The organism is Parahaliea mediterranea (genome assembly GCF_003402235.1).
In the GTDB taxonomy this organism is placed as follows: Bacteria; Pseudomonadota; Gammaproteobacteria; order Pseudomonadales; family Halieaceae; genus Parahaliea; species Parahaliea mediterranea.
The window spans coordinates 36,606-56,924 of record NZ_QEWO01000001.1 but is presented as its reverse complement, the minus strand read 5'-3'; the positions used below and the strand labels follow the sequence as shown (position 1 = coordinate 56,924).

At 66.6% G+C, this 20,319-nt stretch carries 12 protein-coding genes; 6 read left to right on the top strand and 6 right to left on the bottom strand.

The window, feature by feature from the left end; genetic code table 11:
• Positions 1 to 65 precede the first annotated feature (65 nt).
• Together ppdK and DDZ17_RS00195 are read left to right on the top strand one after the other, a co-directional pair.
• On the top strand, positions 66 to 2,675 hold the full coding sequence (ppdK, locus tag DDZ17_RS00200; protein ID WP_116363952.1) for a pyruvate, phosphate dikinase: 2,610 nt from the start codon (positions 66 to 68) through the stop codon (positions 2,673 to 2,675).
• Positions 2,676 to 2,808: 133 nt separating this feature from the next.
• Entirely contained in the window at positions 2,809 to 3,987 is a 1,179-nt protein-coding gene (locus tag DDZ17_RS00195; protein ID WP_116363951.1) for a pyridoxal-phosphate-dependent aminotransferase family protein, read from the top strand.
• Positions 3,988 to 3,993: 6 nt separating this feature from the next.
• Here the strand turns inward: DDZ17_RS00195 and DDZ17_RS00190 are convergent, their stop codons facing one another.
• Positions 3,994 to 5,100, bottom strand: a complete 1,107-nt coding sequence (locus DDZ17_RS00190) for a metal-dependent hydrolase (RefSeq protein ID WP_116363950.1) — start codon at positions 5,098 to 5,100, stop codon at positions 3,994 to 3,996.
• Entirely contained in the window at positions 5,100 to 5,675 is a 576-nt protein-coding gene (locus tag DDZ17_RS00185; protein ID WP_206613394.1) for a heme-binding beta-barrel domain-containing protein, read from the bottom strand. Before DDZ17_RS00185 ends, DDZ17_RS00190 begins: the two co-directional genes overlap by 1 nt.
• Before the next feature lie 273 nt (positions 5,676 to 5,948).
• Here DDZ17_RS00185 and DDZ17_RS00180 point away from each other — a divergent pair, with 273 nt between their 5' ends.
• Positions 5,949 to 6,596, top strand: coding sequence for a YiaD family glycine zipper/OmpA-like lipoprotein (locus DDZ17_RS00180; RefSeq protein WP_116363949.1), 648 nt, complete (start codon positions 5,949 to 5,951; stop codon positions 6,594 to 6,596).
• 108 nt (positions 6,597 to 6,704) lie between these two features.
• Here DDZ17_RS00180 and DDZ17_RS00175 read toward each other — a convergent pair whose 3' ends face one another.
• A complete protein-coding gene (locus DDZ17_RS00175; RefSeq protein ID WP_116363948.1) occupies positions 6,705 to 10,523 on the bottom strand; it encodes a translocation/assembly module TamB domain-containing protein in 3,819 nt (1,272 codons plus the stop codon).
• Positions 10,520 to 12,259 (bottom strand): autotransporter assembly complex protein TamA, encoded by a 1,740-nt coding sequence (locus DDZ17_RS00170; protein ID WP_157976371.1) that lies wholly within the window; start codon positions 12,257 to 12,259, stop codon positions 10,520 to 10,522. The genes DDZ17_RS00175 and DDZ17_RS00170 overlap by 4 nt, the downstream gene beginning before the upstream one ends.
• A gap of 188 nt (positions 12,260 to 12,447) precedes the next feature.
• Between DDZ17_RS00170 and pap the strand changes: the two genes are divergently transcribed.
• Complete coding sequence (gene pap / locus DDZ17_RS00165) at positions 12,448 to 13,926, top strand: polyphosphate:AMP phosphotransferase (protein ID WP_116363946.1); 1,479 nt, start codon at positions 12,448 to 12,450, stop codon at positions 13,924 to 13,926.
• 92 nt (positions 13,927 to 14,018) lie between these two features.
• Positions 14,019 to 14,501: an asparaginase domain-containing protein gene (locus tag DDZ17_RS00160; protein WP_116363945.1), complete on the top strand. Its 483-nt coding sequence runs from the start codon at positions 14,019 to 14,021 to the stop codon at positions 14,499 to 14,501.
• 36 nt (positions 14,502 to 14,537) lie between these two features.
• Here the strand turns inward: DDZ17_RS00160 and DDZ17_RS00155 are convergent, their stop codons facing one another.
• Together DDZ17_RS00155 and DDZ17_RS00150 are read right to left on the bottom strand one after the other, a co-directional pair.
• A complete protein-coding gene (locus DDZ17_RS00155; protein WP_116363944.1) occupies positions 14,538 to 15,812 on the bottom strand; it encodes a DUF819 family protein in 1,275 nt (424 codons plus the stop codon).
• Positions 15,813 to 15,875: 63 nt separating this feature from the next.
• Positions 15,876 to 16,361, bottom strand: a complete 486-nt coding sequence (locus DDZ17_RS00150) for an Lrp/AsnC ligand binding domain-containing protein (RefSeq protein WP_277749282.1) — start codon at positions 16,359 to 16,361, stop codon at positions 15,876 to 15,878.
• A gap of 142 nt (positions 16,362 to 16,503) precedes the next feature.
• Here DDZ17_RS00150 and putA point away from each other — a divergent pair, with 142 nt between their 5' ends.
• The gene (gene putA / locus DDZ17_RS00145) at positions 16,504 to 20,262 is read left to right on the top strand and encodes a bifunctional proline dehydrogenase/L-glutamate gamma-semialdehyde dehydrogenase PutA (RefSeq protein WP_116363942.1); all 3,759 of its coding nucleotides are present in this window, start codon (positions 16,504 to 16,506) and stop codon (positions 20,260 to 20,262) included.
• The last annotated feature ends 57 nt before the right edge of the window (positions 20,263 to 20,319 follow it).

Genomic DNA, 20,319 nt, shown 5'->3' with positions numbered 1-20,319 from the left:
CGGCGGGCGCGGAGCCTATATACTCGCGCCCTCACTCATCCAGCCGAACACACCCCGGAGTATTCATGGCCAAACGAGTCTACCTGTTCAACGAAGGCAGCAAGGACGATCGCGACCTGCTCGGCGGCAAGGGCGCCAACCTGTGCGAAATGACCACCCTCGGCCTGCCGGTGCCCTTTGGCTTCATCATCACCACCCCCACCTGCCGTGAGTTCTTTGAAGCCGGCAACAAGCTGCCGCCGCTGCTGGAGCAGGAATACCGGGTGGCCCTGGACCTGGTGGAGAAAAACATGGGCGCCCGCTTCGGCGACCCGGAAAACCCCCTGCTGTTCTCGGTGCGCTCCGGCGCGCCGGTGTCCATGCCCGGAATGATGGACACCATCCTCAACCTCGGCCTCAACGACGACATTGCCGCCGGCCTGGCGAAAAAAACCGACAACCCCCGCTTCGCCTACGACTGCTACCGCCGCTTCATCCAGATGTTTGCCAACGTGGTGCTGGAAGCCGACGGCGAACAGTTCGAGCACGAGATCGAGAAGTACAAAGAGCAGCACAACAAACCCCTCGACACCGACATGAGCGCCGAGGACTGGCAGGCCATCATCAAGACCTTCAAGACCCTGGTGAACTTCCCGGAAGACCCCTTCGTGCAGCTGAAGATGGCGGTGGAAGCGGTGTTCCTGTCCTGGCACACCCCCCGCGCCTACGTCTACCGCGAAATGAACAACATTCCCGAGACCCTCGGCACCGCGGTGAACGTGCAGGCCATGGTGTACGGCAACTTTGGCGACACCTCCGGCTCCGGCGTGGCCTTTACCCGCAACCCCTCCACCGGCGAGCACGAGTTTTTCGGCGAGTTTCTGTTTAACGCCGCCGGCGAGGACGTGGTGGCGGGCACCCGCACCCCGCTGCCGCTGGAATCCCTGAAGGACAAACTGCCCGCGGTGTACGACGAGCTGTACAACACCCAGGCCCTGCTGGAGAAGCACTACCGCGACATGCAGGACCTGGAATTCACCGTGCAGGAAGGCCGCTTTTACATGCTGCAGACCCGCAGCGGCAAGCGCACCGGCCGCGCCTCGGTGAAAATTGCCGTGGACATGGTGAACGAGGGCTTGATCAGCGAGAGTGAAGCGCTGATGCGGGTATCCCCGGAGCACGTGGAGGCCTTCCTGCACCCGATGGTGGATCCGCAGGCCAAGACCGACATTGTCGCCACCGGACTGCCCGCCAGCCCCGGCGGCGCCACCGGCAAGGTGGTGTTCTCCGCCGACGAGGCAGTGCAGGTTGCCGCTGGCGGCGACAAGGTGGTGCTGGTGCGCCGCGAAACCACGCCGGAAGACATCCACGGCATGAAGGTGGCCGAGGGCATCCTCACTGAGCTTGGCGGCATGACCTCCCACGCGGCGGTGGTGGCCCGGGGCATGGGCGTGTGCGCCATCACCGGCTGTGGCAGCCTGAAGATCAACTATGCCGAGGGCACCGCCACCACCAGCGACGGCGTGGTGATCAAGCGCGGCGACGTAATTACCCTGGATGGCACCGCCGGCGACGTGATGCTGGGCGACATTCCCAAAACAGAAGCCTCGTCGTCCGACGACTTCCAGGTGTTGCTGAGCTGGGCTGACAAACACCGCCGCCTGAAGGTGCGCGCCAACGCCGAAACCCCCGAAGACGCCGCCAAGGCCCGGGAGCTTGGCGCCGAGGGCATTGGCCTGTGCCGCACCGAGCACATGTTCTTCGAGGCCGAGCGCATCGACCTGATGCGGGCCATGATCCTGTCCGAATCCAAGGACGAGCGCCAGAGCTACCTGGACCAGCTGTTGACCTTCCAGCACGACGACATGCTGGCCCTGTTCAAAGTGATGGACGGCCTGCCGGTGACGGTGCGCCTGCTGGACCCGCCGCTGCACGAATTCCTGCCCCACGACGACGCCGAGATTGAGGCCCTGGCCGGGCGTATCGGCAAAAGCGCCGACAAGATCCGCGACATCGTCAAGGACCTGGCGGAAGTGAACCCCATGCTGGGCTTCCGTGGCTGCCGCCTGTCAGTCGTGTACCCGGAAATCACCGAGATGCAAGTGAAGGCGATCATCAGCGCCGCCGTAGCCGCCATCGAGGCCGGCCACAAGCCGCTACCGGAAATCATGATTCCGCTGGTGGTGAACGTGCGCGAGATTCGCCTGATCTCGGAAATCATCGACCGCGGCATCCGCGCGGTACTGGCCGAGAAAAAGATTTCCGTGCCCTACAAGATCGGCACCATGATGGAAACGCCCCGGGCCACCCTGGGCGCCGACCGCCTGGCCGGCGAAGTGGAGTTCATGAGCTTTGGCACCAACGACCTCACCCAGATGACCTACGGTTTCTCCCGCGATGACGCCGGCAAGTTCATTCCGCAGTATCTGGAGAAGAAACTGGTGGAGGCCGACCCCTTCGTGTCGCTGGACCAGCGCGCCGTGGGCCGCCTGATGGAAATGGCGGTGAACGAGAGCCGCGCCCGCAAGCCCGGCATCAAGTACGGCATTTGCGGCGAGCACGGCGGCGACCCGCGCTCCATCCAGTTCTGCCACGACCTGGGGCTGGACTACGTGTCCTGCAGCCCCTTCCGGGTGCCGGTGGCGCGCATCGCCGCGGCCCAGGCCAAGGTGAAGCGGGAAACCGGCAACGCCTGACCCCGCCGGCGGGTATCACTGCCATGGATGCAGAGTATTGATACCTGCCGCTTAAGCCCCCCCGGCAATGCTGCTAGGCTTGCGCCTCCTGCAGTTCGACACCTTTTAACCGCTTATCACCCGGAGTTTTCCCATGACCGGCAGCTTCTATCCTCCCCAGCGCACCCTGATGGGCCCCGGCCCCTCCGACGTTCCGGCCCGCGTTCTCGGCGCCCTGGCCCGCCCTACCCTGGGCCACCTGGACCCGCTGTTTGTGGGCCTGATGGACGAGATCAAGGCCCTGCTGCAATACGCCTTTAAAACCCGCAACGAGCTGACCCTGCCGGTGTCCGCCCCCGGCTCTGCCGGCATGGAAGCCTGCTTCGTCAACCTGCTGGCGCCGGGCGACACGGTGATCGTCTGCGCCAACGGCGTGTTTGGCGGACGCATGAAAGAGAACGTCGAACGCTGCGGCGCCACCGCGGTGATGGTTGAAGATGCCTGGGGCCAGCCAGTTTCCCTCGACAAGGTGCAGGCTGCCTTTGCCGACCACCCCGAGGCGTCGGTGCTCGCCTTCGTGCACGCTGAAACCTCCACCGGCGTGCGCTCCGACGCCGCCGCCCTGTGCGCCCTGGCCCGGGAGCACGGCGCCCTGTCCATCGTCGACACGGTCACCTCCCTCGGCGGTATCGAGCTGGACGTGGACGGCTGGGGCGCCGACGCGGTGTACTCCGGCACCCAGAAGTGCCTGTCCTGCGTGCCGGGCATTTCGCCGGTCACCTTCAGCCCGCGCGCGGTAGAGCGCATCAACGCCCGCGAGCACAAGGTGCAAAGCTGGTTCCTGGATATGCAACTGGTGATGGGCTATTGGGGTGGCAACACCAAGCGCGCCTACCACCACACCGCCCCGGTGAACGCCCTGTACGCCCTGCACGAATCGCTGGTGATGCTGCGCGAGGAAGGGCTGGAAACCGCCTGGGCGCGCCACGCGCGCAATCACGCGGCGCTGGTGGCGGGCCTTGAGGCCATGGGCCTGTCGATGGCGGTGGCTGCCGAGCACCGTCTGCCGCAGCTGAACGCGGTGAACATTCCCGAGGGGGTTGACGACGCCGCAGTGCGCAGCGCCCTGCTCAATGAATTCGACCTGGAGATTGGCGCGGGCCTTGGCGCCCTGGCCGGCAAAACCTGGCGCATCGGCCTGATGGGCCATTCCAGCCGCGAACGCAATGTGATCACCCTGCTGGCCGCGCTGGAATCTGTGCTGGGCCGCCAGGGTGCCCCCATCACCCACGGCGACGCCCTGCCCGCCGCCCAGGCGGTGCTGGCGGGCTGAGTCTGCCTAGCGGGCCGGGGCGCCTGCTCCGGCCCGCGCGCCTGGCTCGCTTGCTGCGTTCTGGGCCTCTGCGTTCTGGGCTTGTGCATCCGGCGCTTCCGTCCCCTGCCCTTTTTTACCGCTTAACATCCGCCACAGGGCTGCGCCGCGCTGTGGCCCACCCTCACGGTGGGTGATGTAGGCGGCGTGGGCGCTGTCGTCGGCCGCCGGGTCCAGCACAATGCTCCACAGGGGGGCAATCTCGTTGGGCAGCAGCGAATAGCGAATGTCGATCACCCGGTTGGCATGGGTGGGGTCCAGCGCCACATAACCGTTGCTGAACCAGCTGAAACGGGCCACATCCAGTGCCTGCTGGCTGTTCGGCGCCAGCCAGGGCAAATCCCGCGGCACGTTCAGCACCGGCAGGGATTCGCCGGCAAACACCCGGGGGCTCAGGCCGGTGCGCACCGCATCCACGTAGAAGCGCTCCTCGGTCTGGTACACCACCTTCCACAGCAGGATATTGGCAAAGCTCGGCTTGGCCTCCAGGCGCAGCGGCTGGTGGCCGCGCTGGGCAGCCAGTTCGCGGCCGATGGACTGGGCCTCGTTGCGCTGCCACAAGCCAAGGCAGAGGTAGGCCAGCACCCACACCAGCGCATAGCGCGCCAGCACCGGCTGCTTGCGCAGCCCCGCCAGCAGCACCAACACCAGCAGCGGCAAGGTAAACAGCGGGTCGATGATGGAGATGGTGTTCCAGGCGATGCGCGCCTCACTAAAGGGCCAGAACAGCATGGTGCCGTAGGTGGTGCAGGCATCCAGCAGGCCGTGGGTGGCATAGCCCAGGGTGCAGAAGGCATAGCTACGCCCGAAGGAGAAGCCGCGCCGCCGGCCGATCAGGCCGTGCAGGGCCAGGGCGCAGAGCAGCCCGCCCACCGGAATGAACAGCAGCGAATGGGTAAACTGGCGGTGGTATTCCAGAAACAGCAGCGGGTCGCTGGATGAGCGAATCAGCACATCCAGATCCGGCGCCATGCCGGCCAGAAAACCCAGCAGGCCGGCCCCCGCCGCCTCCCTGCGCCGTGCGCTGCTCTGGGGCAGCGCGGCGCCAAGTACGCCCTGGCTGAGCGGATCCATCAGCCGACGCGGGTCAGGGTATTGACGTCTTTGTGGTCGTAACTGCGCTTTTCGTAGATATCCAGCGTGGTGCTTTCGGTATAGCGCATCTGGTCGCCCTTCACGCTCAGCCGGTGGCTAAAGGCCGTGGTGCGCCCGTTGTCGAACATGTAGGCCGACTGGGCAATGCCGCTGCCCTCTGCCGCGCAGGACACTTCAAACACTACCTCGCCATCGGCGCCCTCGGGCGCTGTCACGGTGCCGGTAGCCACCACCGCCACGGCCCGGGGAATGGTGAAGGTTTCCATCACCGTATTGGTGGCCGGCTCCCACAGCCAGAACCCGACCTGGTCGTGGAACACCTTGTCGTTGGACTTGCGACGCACCACCTGGTGATAGCGCACAATGGCCAGCACCTGGTCTTCGCAGTTGGTCACATCACCGGCGGCCTCGAAGGTGATGGTTTCGTAATAGGGGTTGCGCTCCTCGCCATCCGGTTCCGGGGCGCGATCCACCCCCTTGTCACCGCGCCATTCCCCCAACAGCGCCACCAGTGGGCCGTAATCCACGCCGTCGTTGGTGGTCAGTTCGCTCATCCTGTCTGTCTCCCGCTTCTATGGTCTTTACATTTGTCCACTTGCCAGCAGTCCCGCTGGCAGTGCCTGCCGGCATTAAACTACAAAAGTGGTGATAAAGGCGCTACTTTAAAAGGCGCTGCTTGCAGGGTGTCGCTTCCAAGCCGAGCGGAGCAGGCGCACACCGCCACAGCGAACCTTGGGCACGCAGCGCTGTCCAAGCAGCCAGCCCGGTGATAACGGGCACAACGCCGGGGCGCCCCGGCGTACAAACTTCCAAAAGGAGCAAGACCAATGGGAACTCTTCGCAATACGGCGCTGGCCGCCGCGGGCATGCTGGCCATCAGCGCCTGTACCACCAACCCCTACACCGGCCAACAGCAGGCCAGCAAGGCCGCCACCTACGGCGCCGGCGCCGCGGCTGTCTGTGCGCTGGTGGGGGCCATCGAATCCAGCAAACACGCCCGCAACGCGGCCCTGGGCTGCGGCCTGGCCGGCGCTGGCGTGGGCGCCTACATGGATGTGCAGGAAGCGAAACTGAAAGAACAGCTGCAGGGCACTGGCGTGCAGGTGCAGCGCGAGGGCGACAACCTGCGCCTGATCATGCCGGGCAACATCACCTTCCAGACCGATTCCTACAACCTGCGTTCAGACTTTTACCCGGTGCTGAACTCAGTGGGTGAAGTGTTGGCCAAGTACGCCGATACCACCCTGCGGGTGAGCGGCCACACCGACAGCACCGGCAGCCGTTCCTACAACCAGACCCTGTCCGAGCGCCGTGCCGGCTCAGTGGCGGATTACCTGGTGACCCGGGGCGTGACCCGCTCGCGCATGCTGGTGCAGGGCATGGGGCCGGACCAGCCCATCGCCGACAACGGCTCCGAGTCGGGCCGCTCCCAGAACCGCCGGGTTGAACTCTACATTCTGCCCAAGGCCATCTAGGTTCAGCGCGGGGCGCCGTGGGCGCCCCGCTTTCTAGCACGCCCTTTCTCGCACCATCTTTTCTCGCACAAACGGCCCCTGGCCGCGCCATGCAGGCTGTTGCGCCCCTCACTCGATGTCGAAGCTGTAGTACAGATCGACAGAGCTCTCCAGTCGGCTGACCACTTCCAGCCACAGCCGGGTGTACAGGTACAAGCGTGCGGTCAACACGTTCACCGGCTCGTACAGGCCCACGCCGTAGGACAGATAAATGCGCTCGCCCAGATAGCCGCTGACCGTGGCCGCGGTGTCGTCCGCGCTGCCCTCGGCGCCAAATTCCACGTTGCTCAGCCCCGGCACGCGATTGAGCCCTTCCACCAGGGCGCTGCGGTTCAGGATGCCGCTGCCCAGCGACAGGGCCAGGGCGGTGCCGTCGGCATCGGCGCCGGAATCCAGCCCCCGGCCGCGCACCAGGTAGGACAGTGCCTCGGCCTGGGACATGGGCGGGTCGCTGTACACCTGCAGGGTGGGGGCATCCAGAGTACCGCCCACGCTCACACCGGCGGTGACTTGCTCCAGGGAAATATCCCGCTCGGCCCGTAAATCCAGCTCGGGGTTTTCCGGCACGCCGGCAAAGGAAACCCGGCCCTGGCGTATGTTCAGGTGCTGGCCGTAGGCGCGAAATTCCCCGTCCACCACGTTCAGGTTGCCATACAGCTGCAGTGGCCGCCCGGGGCGCTGGCGCACTTCCAGGTTGCCGCCCACCCGGGCGTCCAGCCCCTGGCCCAGCACCCGAAAGCGCTCGGCAATGGCAAGTCGCAGGTCGATGCGGGTGTCAAAGAGCTGCTGCTCGTCCAACTCGTTGCCGGCGTAATCCACCCGCACGACATCGTTGGACAGCTGCACGCTGCCCTCTGGCAACTGGTCCTGTTCCAGCCGCCCTTCCTCCACCTGAATGTCGCCGGCCACTGTCACCAGGTCGGCCCGGGCGGTGAGCTTGAGGTCCGGGCTGACCACTACCTCCAGGCTCGGCGGGTACAGCAGGCGGTTGCTTTGCCCCTGTACGTTGAGGGTCAGGGCCCAGTCCGGCAAGCCCTGCAGTTCGCCCTGCAGGCTGATCTCACCGCCCCCCAGCAGGCCACCACCGGCCAGCTGCATGCGCTGGCCCTGCAGGTCCAGCTGCAAATCCAGCTGCTCCAGCTCGGTGGGGTTATCCAGCAGGCGCAAGGCGCCCTGGTGCCAGCGCAGGCGGCCACGCACGTCGGGCTGGCGGGCGGTGCCGGCCAGGGCCAGGCGGCCGGCCAGCGCGCCCTCCAGCCGCGCCAGCTGGGGGATAAAGGGTCGCAGGGCGGCCAGCTGCAGATCGCGCAGTGTCAGATCGCCCGACAGGGCGTCGCCGTTGTTGCCATCGATCTGCACGTCCAGCAGCGCGACGGCTTGCTCGTCCTGCTGCGCGCCCTGTTGCAGGCGCGCGGCCAGATCGGTGCTGCCCTGCTGGTGCCGGGCGTCCAGTGTCATTTTGTCCCAGCGCCAGCTGGCGGTACTGTGTTCCAGCTGCTGGCTGACTTCGCCATTGGCCAGGCTGATGTTGGCCTGGGCCTGAAGGGGGCTGGTTGCGCTCCAGCTGGCTGTCACTTCGCCATTCAGTTGGCCAGTCACCTGCACGCCATCGCTGGCGAACTGCTCCAGCAGCGCCGCATCACCCTTGAGGTTCAAGGCCAGCGCACCGCTCGCGCCAATATTGGCCTGCTGCACGCACAATGCCGTGGCGGCCTGCCGCCAGCAGTGAGGGGCAACGCTCAGTTCGCCGCCCTTCACGTCCAGCGCAACCGGCTGCGCCAGCGCCCAGGGGCCAAGGGGCGTTTTGATCTCGGTGGCGGCCAGGGTGGCGCGCCAGTCCTGCCAGCTGCCGAGACTGCGCTGGGCAGACAGGGACAGCTCCCCTTCGATGTCACCCCGGCTCTGCCAGTTAAGCTGGTAATGCTCGCCGCGCCCGCTCAGGGCCAACTCGTTGCGGTAGAGCAGCAGGTCTCCCTGCTTCAGGCCGCGCAGCAGCACGGTGGCATCAATCGCGCCGCCATCAATAGCGCCCCCATCTGCAAGGTTAAAGCGCCCCTTGGCGCTGCCCTGCTCCAGGGTGGTCTGCTGCCATGCAATGTCCTCGGCGGTGGCCTCGAAGTCGATCGAGGCCAGTGCAGCCTGCGGGGCCGCTTTGGGCGCATTGCCGCTGGCGGCGTTGTTCGGGGTGGCGTTGTTCGAGGCGGTGTTATTCAACGTGGTGGTATTGAGGGTGGCGTTAAGGCTCAAAGACCCGCGGCTGTCGCGCCGCCAGCGGCTGAGGTCCGCCACCGACAGGCTCAGCACGCTGCCACTGCCGTTTTGCGCCCCCGCGCGCAGGCTGCCGCGAGCCCCGTTCACATCAAAGTCCAGCTGGCCTGCGCTGAGGTAGCGCTCGCTGTCGGCGCTGAGGCTGCCGGTCACCGTCGCCGGCAGGCCGTTGACCTCGCCGGACAGGTCCGCGTGCTGCAGCGCCAGCGTCCAGCCGCTATCCGCCAGCGTGGCGGCAACGGTGAGGTCGCCCTGCACCCGCCCGAACAGGTAGTCGCTGAGTGCCGGCAGGGTCAGCCCGGGGCTGTTGATTGCCAGTGCCAGCGAGGGCGCCTGCCCCAGTTGCAGCTGGCCGGTGGCGAACAGTGCGCTGCCCTGGGGGCCGCTCTCCTGGGCGCTGAGGGAGTCCAGCCGGAACGCGCTGCCCTGCCCCTGCACCTGCCCCTCAAGCACCAGCGCCACACCCTCGTACCCCAGGCCGCTGGCCTTGGCGGCGGCCAGCAACTGTTGCTGCTGCACATCACCGTGCAGGGACAGTGACAGGGGCGATGCCAGCAGCACCGCTGGCGCGTCCTCAGGCAGCGCCACCAGGCTGGACAGGGCCAGCGCCCCGGGCCAGGCCAGCTGGCCTTCCAGCTCAAACGCCAGGGCCGGGTCGAGGGCATCCACGGTGGCGCGCAGGCGCAGCTGCCGCTGCGCCGTGCCGTCTATGGCCAGGGCCAGGGCCGACAGGTCGCCGCTGGCACTTACCGCCAGGGGCCCCGGCTGCAGCTCGGCCATGCCGGGCAAGGCGGGGTTGGCCACCACGCTTGCCTTCACGTTCAGCGGCCAGTCACCGGCAAAGCGCACCTCGCCGGCAAGCCCGGCTTCGCCCCAGTCGGTGTGTTGCAAGCGGGCCTCGGCCAGCTGCAATTGTGGCCCCAGCCAGCGCCCCTGCAGGCTGGCCCGGGCCAGCTCGCCAGCCTGGCCGGCCAGGTTCCAGCGCGTCTGCACCAGTTCAAGGTCGTCGATGGCCAGTTCGAAGGGCAGCCAGATGGGCGGCAGAGCGATGCGCTCGGCGCCCCCGTCGTCACCCGGCTCCACGCTCAGCCGGGCGCCGCGAATACGGGCGCCATTGATGTAAATGCCGGTGGTTTCCATGCGCGCGCTGAGCAGCGTTGCCGCCTGCTCCCAGCGCCCGCCGGGCCACTGCACAGCCAGCCCCGCCAGCTCGATGCGCGGGGCCAGCACCCGCAGGGGGAACAGCAGCGGCGTGGTATCAGGCGCAGGGTCCGGCACTGCATCGCCAGTGGCGGCATCCGCCTCGCCCTCTGCCACCACAACCTGCAGGTGCTGCACCGCCAGGTGCTCAAAGCAAAGCTGGCCCTGCACCAGGCAGGCGGCGCGCACCGCGGCATTCACGCCGCGCACTTCCACCGCCACATCCCCGGCGTTCAGGCGCAGGGATTTAAGCCGGAAGCGGCCGTACAGGCTGCCGCCACCGTAGTCCACCTGCAGCGGGGTGTAGCGCCCAAGCAGGCCCACCAGCGCGCGGCTGCCGCCTTCGGTGAGGGGCAAGGCCAGCAGCGCGGTGAGCAGGCCCACCAGCAGCAATGGCAGCAGGGCCAGCAAGCGCTTCAAAACTCGGCCCCGATGTTGATGATAAAGCGCCAATCCGGGTCGTCCTCGCTGATGCTGTTGGCCACTTCCAGCTTGAGTGCGCCCACTGGCGTCAAGTAATGCAGGCCAACCCCCACCCCGTAGTTGGCGTCAAACTGCTCGGCGTCAAAGGCATCGCCGGCGTCGATGAATACGGCGCTGCGCCAATTGGGGCGAAAGCGGTACTGGTATTCCAGGCTGCCCACCAGCAGGCGGTCACCGCCCACCACCACGGTGCCGGTGCTGCCATCATCCCGGGTGACCTTCACCTCCTTGCCGATGCTCTGGTAGCCGTAGCCCCGCAGGCTCTGGGAGCCGCCGGCAAAAAAACTGAGCGAGGGCGCCAGCTCGTCGCGCTGGCCCGCCGATACGATTACGGCCCCCGCCTCCAGGCGCCCCACCAACCGGTGGCGTTCGTCGGCCAGGGAGTGCACGTACACCAGTTTGCCGTAGGCCCGGACCAGGTCGAGGTCGGAACCGGCCTGGTCGCTGCCCCCCTCCACCAGGTAGTACTGGCTGAGGCCGCGACTGGGGTTCACCAGGGCGCCCTCGCGGTATTTGTGGGCCAGGCTGAAGCCGGGCAGCAGGTAGTCGTCATTCTGGCTGGCGCCGGCCACGTCCCAGCGCTCGTTCAGGTGGCGCAGGGAATAGCCGTAAATCCAGCGGTCGCGGTGCATTTCGCGCCGCACGCCAAACTCGGTCTGGTCACTGTCGATGTCGCCAAATTCGTTTTGCTCCAGCCGCGCCCGCAGCTGCAACACATCGTCCAGCGGGTGGGTAAGCGGGATGTTGTAGGTGACCCGGCCGCTGGGGTTGATGGCAGAGTACTCCAACCGGGTTTCCTGGCTGTGGCCCCAGCGGTTGATGCGCGGCGTGCGCCACACCATCGACACCCGCTCCTCGGTGTCGGTGCTGTAGCCCAGGCCCACCTCAAAGCTGTGGCGCTTGGCCGGCGCCAGATCCAGCGCCAGGGGAATGCGCTGATCCACCGCCTCATCGATCTGGGGGCGCACCAGCACACCGCGAAAGTAGCCGGTGCGCTGCAGTTGCGACTGGAATTCCTGCAGGCGCGCCAGCTCGAAGGGGTCGCCCTCGGCAAAGGGCATCAGGCTGGTGAGTTGGTCGGTGGACAGCACGTCGCCCTGGTAGCTGACCGGGCCAAAGCGGTAGCGTGGCCCGCTGTCGAAGTGCAGGCTGAGGCGGGCGGTGTTGGCCGCCACCTCGACGGCAACCCGGCTCACGCTGAAGCGCGCGTCAAAGTACCCGCGGCGCTGGGCCAGGGTCATCAGCCCTTTCTTCATGCTCTCGTAGGCGGCGTGGTCCAGCTGATCGCCCGGTTGCAGGGGCGCCTCGGCCAGGTAGCGCTCAAACGCCGGGTCGGTGGCGGCCTCGCCCGCCAGGCGCAGGTCGTATTCGTCCAGGTGGACCGGCTCGCCCGCGACCACCTGGATGCTCAGCAGCCAGGGGCTTCGCTCCTTGTCGAGGGTGAAGTCGATATCCGGCTGGTAGTAACCCAGGGCCTGCAGGCCCTTCTCCACCCGTTCCCGGGCGGTGGACAGAAAAGCGTTGCGCGCTGTCTCGTCGGCGGGCGCCTCGCCCAGCCAGGCCTGCACGTTCTCCCGCTGGGGCTTGTCCAGGCCCCCCACCCGGTAATTGAGCACCGCCGCGCCGGCTGCGCCGGTCCACAGCATCAGCGCCGCTGCCACAGCGACCCGCACACGCAACCACCGAGGCACGGCGCTCAGCCGCGCTGCCACGAATGCGGGGTACGATCGGGGATAACGGGGGGATAACACTGTCGGCTGGTCGCTGAACTCACGGCAACAATCCTGTCACGGGCAGCGGATTATAGCCAGCCGCCGCCCCACAGCCTACGCTATGGCCAATAGTCACGGAAATGTTCACTATGTTTGAAGCACTGGAAGCCGGCAAACACCTGGACAAAACCCACTACGAGGCGCGCGAGGCCGCGCTGCGGGGCGAACTGCTGGCCCACCAGTTCCTGTTGGCTGAGCAGAACGTGCCCACCCTGGTGGTGGTGGCCGGCGTGGACGGCGCCGGCAAGGGCAGCCTGGTACACCAACTGAACACCTGGATGGACCCCCGCGGCATCGAAACCAACGCCCTGTGGATGCACTCCGACGAGGAGGAAACCCGACCCTATTACTGGCGCTACTGGCGCTGCCTGCCGCGCCGGGGGACCATCGGCATCTTTCTCGGCTCCTGGTACACGCACCTGATTCGCGCGCCCCTGGAGGGTAAGGCGCACCCCGCCCGGCAGGCCCGGCAACTGGCGCAGATCAACGACTTTGAGCGCATGCTGTGCGCCGACGGCTACCTGATCGTCAAGCTGTGGCTGCACGTCAGCAGCAAAACACAGCAATTGCAGCTGACCGAGGAGGCGCCGAAGCAGCAGCAAAACCCGCGCATTGAAGCGGACGCCAACGCTTGGAAAAAAGCCTACCCCGCGGTGCTGAAGAACGCCCAGGACATTCTGCTGGCCAGCGACACCGCCCACGCACCCTGGCACCTGGTGGAGGCCAACGACCGCAACTACCGGGAGATTGCCAGCGGGGAAGTTCTGCTGGCGGCCATGCGCGAGCGCCTGCAGCAGCCCGGTAAGGTGGCGCCACAGCCGCTGCCGGCACTGGCCGACACCAGCCGCGGCCAACCCACGGTGCTGGCGCGGGTGGACAGCGACGCCCGGCTCGGGAAGAAGGCCTACCGCAGCGAGTTGCAGCACTACCAGCAGCGCCTGCAGGACCTGACCTGGAAGGCCCACCGCAAGCAGCGCTCGTTTATTGCGGCATTCGAGGGCTGGGACGCCGCCGGCAAGGGCTCGGCCATTCGCCGCGTGACCGGGGCTATCGACCCCAGGCTCTACCACTTGGCCCAGTACGCCGCCCCCAGCAAGGAGGAACTGGCCCACCACTACCTGTGGCGCTTCTGGCGCACCATCCAGCGCGATGGCCGCGCCACCCTGTTTGACCGTTCCTGGTACGGCCGGGTGCTGGTGGAGCGGGTGGAGGGCTTTGCCGACCGGGAACAGTGGCAGCGCGCCTACAACGAGATCAACCAGTTCGAGGCCCAGCTGGTGGAACACGGCAGTGTGCTGTGCAAATTCTGGATTCACATCAGCCCGCAAGAACAGCTGGCCCGTTTCAGGGCCCGCGAGAAAACCGCCCACAAACGCTACAAAATCACCGATGACGACTGGCGCAACCGCGACAAGTGGCGCGACTACGAACTGGCCGTGGAGGACATGGTGGCCCACACCAGCACCACCGGTGCGCCCTGGACACTGGTGGCCGGCAACGACAAGCGCTACGCCCGCATCCAGATCCTGAAAACCCTGTGCGAAGCGCTTGAGCAGGCGCTGGACTGAACACTGGCTCCTGCCGAAGGAGCCTCGCTATAATGCGCCTTCTTCAAGCCCGCCATCGCGGGTGAGCACTGGCAGGAAGGCGTAATCCCAGCATGAAACTCCACATCATCACCACTGGCGGCACCATCGACAAAATCTACTTTGACGCCAAGAGCGACTATCAGGTGGGCGATCCGGTGATTGGCCAATTGCTGCAGCGCATGGGTGTGGGCTTTGACTTCAGCGTGGAATCTGCCATGCGCAAGGACAGCCTGGACATGGACGATGCCGACCGTGCCACCATCCGCGCGCTGGTAGCGCGCTGCAGCGAAGAGTGCGTGCTGATCACCCACGGCACCGACGGCATGGTGGCCACCGCCAAAGCGCTGGCGGGCCTGGCCGACAAGCGCATTGTGCTAACCGGCGCCCTGCAGCCGGCGGCCTTTGCCGAGAGTGACGCGGTGTTCAATATCGGCTGCGCCATTGGCGCGGTGCAGAGCAAGCCGCCGGGGGTTTACATCGCCATGAACGGGCAGGTGTTTGATGCCGACCGGGTGGTGAAGAACGTGGCCGCCAACCGGTTTGAGGCGCTGTAATGCCAAGGCGCTGACACAGCGCGCCCTTCTAACCCCCTACCCCACCGGCGCCGCCAGTTGCATCAGCACCGCGCACAGCCACGCCGCGTAGGTGCCAAGCGCATAACCCAGCACCGCCAGCAACACCCCCACCGGCGCCAGTGAGGGGTGGAAGGCCGCCGCCACCACCGGCGCCGAGGCCGCGCCCCCCACATTGGCCTGGCTGCCCACCGCTATGAAAAAGGTGGGCGCCTTGATGATGCGCGCCACCAGCAGCAACAAGCCCGCGTGGATGGATATCCAGATCAGCCCCACCACAAAAATGCCCGGGTAATTCACGATTGCCTTGATGTCCATCTTCATGCCGATGGAGGCCACCAGGAAGTAAATAAACACCGAGCCGATACGCGAGGCCCCCGCCGCCTCCAGGTTGCGCACGCGGGTGAAGGACAGGGCAAGGCCGATGCTGGTGGCGATCACCACCAGCCAGAAAAACTGGCTGCCCAGGCTGAACTTGTTGAGGGCCGGGTAGTTGGCGCTGATCCAGGGGGCGATGGCGTCGGCCAGCAGGTGGGACAGGCCCATCACCCCCAGGCCCACCGCCAGCATCAGCATAAAGTCCGGCAGGTAGGGCATGCGCGCGTGGTGGCGCTCGAAGTGCTCCACCGCCTGGCGCACCTCATAAATGGCGGAATTGTCCGCGCCGCGCTTTTTGTCCAGTTCGTCGGCGCGCCCGGCCATGATCAGCAGCACCGCCATCCAGATATTGGCGACGATAATGTCCACCGCAATCATCGAGGGGAAGATGTCGTCGGACACCTGCCACATCTCGTACATGGCGGTCTGGTTGGCGCCGCCGCCAATCCAGCTGCCGGCAATGGTGGACAGGCCGCGCCAGATTTCATTGGGCGCCGCCCCGCCGACCGTCTCCGGGCTCACCAGCGACACCAGCAAAATGGCAATGGGCCCGCCGATCACAATGCCCACGGTGCCGGTGAGGAACATGACAATGGCCTTGGGCCCCAGGGCCGCAATGCGCTTCATGTCAATGGACAGGGTCAGCAACACCAGCGCCGCCGGCAGCAAAAAGCGCGAGGTGACGTAGTAAATGCTGGAGTGCTCACCACTGATAATGCCCGCCGTATTGAAGATGGACGGCAGCAGGTAGCACAGCAGCAGCGAGGGCACGTAGCGGTAAAAACGCTGGCAGGCGGGGTGTTTGCTGTGCTCGGTGTAAAACACCAGGCCCAGGCACAACGCCAGCAGGCCGAGGGCCGCGGCATCACTCTGGATCAGCGGCAGTTGACTGAGATCGGCGCTGGGGCTGGCCATGCTTCCTCCCGGGCAAAGCGCGCAGGATAGCGCCCGCCCCCAGGCATTGCCAGAAACCGCCGCTCAGGCCTTCAGCGGCAGGCCGCTGTCGTGCTTGATGGCCTCAATCACCACGTAGGTGTGGGTCTGGGCGACCCCGGGCAGGTCGACAATGCTCGCCAGCACTTCGCGGTAGGCCTCCATGTCCTTCAGCCGCAGCTTGAGCAGGTAATCAAAGCCCCCCGCCACCATGTGGCACTCGGCCACCGCGTCGATCAGCACCACCGCGTCGCGAAAGCGGTCGAACACATCAGCGGTGGTGCGATCGAGGGTCACCTGAATAAAGGCCGAGGTACCATAGCCCAGCGCCGCCGCATCCAGCTTGGCGCCGTAGCTGCGAATCAGCCCCGCCGCCTCCAGGCGCCGCACCCGCTCCAGGCAGGGGCTGGGGGACAGGTTCACCCGCCGCGCCAGCTCCACGTTGGCAATGCGCCCCTCGGCCTGCAGCACGGCCATAATCCTGGTATCTGTGCGGTCGATCACCGCCGCGCTACCCGCTTTCACCTTCACGCCCGTCATTCCCCGAATTTTATGCGGCAAAAGCGCATTCTAGCCGAATATAAGGCGAGGAAAAGCCCAAAAAAGCCAGCTCATTCTGCCACCGAGTGACTACACTTCCCCTTTTTCCCCCCTTCTCCGATGAGGACAGACCATGCTGCTGGAAGGCTCACTGGCCGCCCCCGACGCCCTGCGCGCGCAACTGCGCGACTTCTACCGCAAGGATGAAAACGACGTACTGGATTACCTGCTGCCCCTGGCGGACATCAGCAACGCCGCCCGCAGCCGCGCCTGGGAGCGGGCCCGCAAACTGGTCCTGAAGATTCGCGCCGAGCAGAGCGGCAAGGGCGGCGTGGACGCCCTGCTGCAGGAGTACGCCCTGTCCACTGAGGAGGGCGTGGTGCTGATGTGCCTGGCGGAGGCCCTGCTGCGGGTGCCGGACCGCCACACCATCGACCGCCTGATCCGCGACAAGCTGGCCGACGGCAACTGGAGCTCCCACCTGGGCCAGTCGGACTCCCTGTTCGTGAACGCCTCCGCCTGGGGCCTGCTGCTCACCGGCAAAATGGTGAACTACAACGACGAGGACAAAAGCGCCCAGTTTGGCCTGCTGAAAAAAACCATGGGCCGCCTCGGTGAGCCGGTGATTCGCGCCTCGGTGCGCTACGCCATGCAGATCATGGGCACCCAGTTCGTGATGGGCACCACCATCGACGCCGCGGTGGAGCGGGCCAAAGAAGAGGAAGCCAAGGGCTACCGCTACTCCTACGACATGCTCGGTGAAGGCGCTCGCACCATGGCCGACGCCGAGCGCTATTACGCGAGCTACATGAACGCCATCGAGGTGATCGGCCGCGCCGCCGCCGGCCGCGGGCCCGTCGACAGCCCCGGGATTTCGGTCAAGCTCTCGGCCATTCACCCGCGCTACGAATTCGGCCAGCGCGAGCGCGTGATGCGCGAACTGGTGCCCCGGCTCAAGGCGCTGGCGCTGGCCGCCAAAGCCCAGGACATCGGCTTTACCGTGGACGCCGAAGAAGCCGACCGACTGGACCTGTCGCTGGATATCATCGAAGCGGTATTCAGCGACCCGGAGCTGAACGGCTGGGAGGGCTTTGGCATTGCGGTGCAGGCCTACCAGAAGCGCGGCATCTTTGTGATCGAGTGGCTGCGCGAACTCACCCTGCGGGTGGGCCGGCGCATGATGGTGCGGCTGGTGAAGGGCGCCTACTGGGACACCGAAATCAAACTGGCCCAGGTGGAGGGCGAGCACGACTTCCCAGTGTTCACCCGCAAGCCGTCCACCGACGTGTCCTACCAGGCCTGCGCGGCGAAAATGCTGGCCTACCGCGACAGCCTCTATCCCCAATTCGCCACCCACAACGCCTATACCGTGGCCACCATTCTGGAGATGAGCGACGACCGCAGCGGCTACGAATTCCAGCGCCTGCACGGCATGGGCGATGCCCTGTACGACCAGGTGGTGGACGGCGAGAAAGTCCCCTGCCGGGTGTATGCCCCGGTGGGCGTGCACGCCGACCTGCTGGCCTACCTGGTGCGCCGCCTGCTGGAGAACGGCGCCAACTCGTCCTTCGTCAACAACATTGTGGACGAGGACATCCCGGTGGAATCCCTGCTGGAGGACCCGGTGGAACAGGTGCGCCACTGGCGCAACCGGCGCAACCCCTACATTCCCCTGCCCCCGGCCCTGTACGGCGACGAGCGCCCCAACGCCGAGGGCATGGACCTGACCGACCCGCTGGTGCTGGCCCCGGCCCGCGAAGCCATGCAGCTGTGGCAGGCCAGCCTGCCCCTGGACGCCAGCAACGGCGGCGAGGTGGTGGAGGTGCGCAACCCCGCCAACCACGCCGAACTGGTGGGGCGCATCAGCTACGCCGACGACAGCGCCATTGAAGCGGCGCTGGATACCACCCACGCCGCCTTCCCCGACTGGGCCCAGCGTCCGGTACAGGAGCGCGCCGACATCCTGCGCCGGCTGGCAGATGCCCTGGAGGCCCACCGCGACGAACTCATCGGCCTGTGCTGCAAGGAGGCCGGCAAATCCCTGCCCGACGGGGTGGCGGAAGTGCGCGAGGCGGTGGACTTCTGCCGTTACTATGCCGCCCGCGCCGAGCAGGCGGACTTTGCCGCCGAAGGCCTGCGCCCCCGGGGCACCGTGCTGTGCATCAGCCCCTGGAACTTCCCCCTGGCCATTTTCCTCGGCCAGGTGAGCGCCGCCCTGGTCACCGGCAACACAGTGATTGCCAAGCCCGCCGAACAGACCAGCCTGATCGCCTGGCGCACCGTTCAACTGGCACGCGAATGCGGCCTGCCCGAGGCGGCGCTGCAACTGCTGGTGGCACCCGGCCCCCGGGTGGGCGAAAAGCTGGTGCCCGACACCCGCATCAAGGCGGTAATGTTCACCGGCTCCACCGAAACCGGCACCTGGCTTGCCAAGGCCCTGGCGGCCCGCCCCGACGCGCCGGTGCCACTGATTGCCGAAACCGGCGGCCAGAACTGCATGGTGGTGGATTCCACCGCCCTGCCCGAGCAGGTGGTGGACGATGTCATCACCTCCGGCTTCCAGAGCGCCGGCCAGCGCTGCTCGGCCCTGCGGGTACTGTTTTTGCAGGAGGACATCGCCGACAAAGTGATCGACATGATCATCGGCGCCATGCGCGAGCTAGCCATCGGCGACCCGGCCTGGCTGTCCACCGACATCGGCCCGGTGATCGACGCCAAGGCCCTGGCCCGCCTGCGTGAGCACGTGGACTACCTGGACGGCACCGGCCGCCTGCTGCACGTGTGCGACGCCCCCGCGGGCGAGGGCCACACCTTCTTCGCCCCCCGCCTGTACGAAATCAGCAACCTGTCGCTGCTGCAGCGGGAAGTGTTCGGCCCGGTGGTGCATGTGGTGCGCTTTGCCGGCCAGGACTTCCGCGGCGTGCTGGAGCAGATCAACCACACCGGCTACGGCCTCACCTTCGGCATCCACAGCCGCATTGAAGACGCCTGCGAAGAGGCCGCGCGCCTGGTCAGCGCCGGCAACATCTATGTCAACCGCAACATGATCGGCGCCATTGTCGGCGTGCAGCCCTTTGGCGGCCGGGGTTTGTCCGGCACCGGGCCCAAGGCCGGCGGCCCGGATTACCTGGGACGGCTGGTCACCACCGGCGAAGAGGCGGAAAACGCCGAGCACCAGCGCCCCCTGCCGGTGGCCGGCGGGCGCCCGGTGATCGACGAGCTGCGCAACAGCAAAACCCTGCAGCGGGCCTGGGCCCAGCGCAGCCTGAATGAGCGCCTGTCCATCCTGCGCCAGTTCATTGCCACCTACGCCGAACGGCCGGCGGCGGACGACCCGCTGATGCTGGAGAACACCCTGGCCGCGGCCCGCAGCCAGCTGCGCTACGCCGGCGAATGCCTGGGGCAGGCAACCGTACTGCCCGGCCCCACCGGCGAATCCAATACCCTGCAACTGGAGCCACGGGGCTGCCTGTGCATCCTACTGGACGATGCGGCCCACAACGGCGAGTACCTGATGGCCATTCTGTCGGCGCTGGTGGGCGGCAACGCCCTCACGGTGTTTGTGGCTCAGAGCCTGCTGAGCGAGTGGGAGGATATCGCCAGCGCCCTGCAGCGGGCCGGCGTGCCGGTGGGCCTGTTACTGGTTGCGCCGCTGGCCAGCGCCGAACAGGCCCTGGAATCGCCCCTCACCGACGGCGTGCTGGTGCACGCCCGCAGCGCCCACCTGCACGCCGTGGCGCGCCAGCTGGCCGCGCGCAGGGGCCCCATCATCCCGCTGATCACCTGCGTGTCGCCACGCACCCTGCTGCGCCAGACCCAGCTGGAAAAAACCATCAGCATCGACACCACCGCCTCCGGCGGCAATGCCTCGCTGATGACCATGCCCGGTTGAGGTTTCACCGGGCAGCGCCCTGCCTTATAGTGGCGTGGCATTCCAGACGGGGCCACG